1 rRNA gene is annotated in these 630 nt (G+C 40.2%); it reads left to right on the top strand.

The features are described 5' to 3' along the window. A 5S ribosomal RNA gene (rrf, locus tag ACVBIU_RS20490) occupies positions 1-75 on the top strand; the annotation flags it as partial. Positions 76-630: the final 555 nt, after the last annotated feature.

Here is a 630-nt window from a genome sequence, read left to right as displayed (position 1 = left end):
GAACTCAGAAGTGAAACGCAATATCGCCGATGGTAGTGTGGGGTCTCCCCATGTGAGAGTAGGTCATTTCCAGGCGCTAAATTATTCTCGAAAGAGAAGCAAAAAAGCCCGTTGCTAATGCAACGGGCTTTTTTGTATATGCGTTTCGCGAAAAAAACAAATCCCTACGTACCCCGTTACTGAACGGACTCTCTCGCTTCGAAGGCTGTTATATTGCTCCTGCAATAACAGCATTTTACCATTTTGACGGTCACCACTTCTCTGCCTTCAAGCAATGCTAAATACTGCTTATTTATAGCGACTTACTTTCACCCACATGTGTTCGCTCCGTAAACCGATCCGTTTACGTGGATCTTTTTCTGCTCTAGATAAAGCCAAAGCTTCTTCAGCGCTGTAGTTTTTTAAAAGGGGAATACGGGTTGTTTGTGATACCTAGATTAGATCACAACTCTTTATTGATTAGTATAAATCAGGTTTTTTTGTTGTACGCTCTAGTAGCAAACAGAACACTTGGTTTTTCAAAGGAGCAAGAGTCTAGTGGGTGGTTTGGAAATAATACCAATCTAAGTAAAAACATGATCTAATTGCATTCATCGTATTCTCTTCATTTGTGGTTATGGATAACTTTAA

Source organism: Shewanella sp. 30m-14 (genome assembly GCF_052977125.1).
This window is presented reverse-complemented; position numbering and strand designations above follow the sequence as displayed.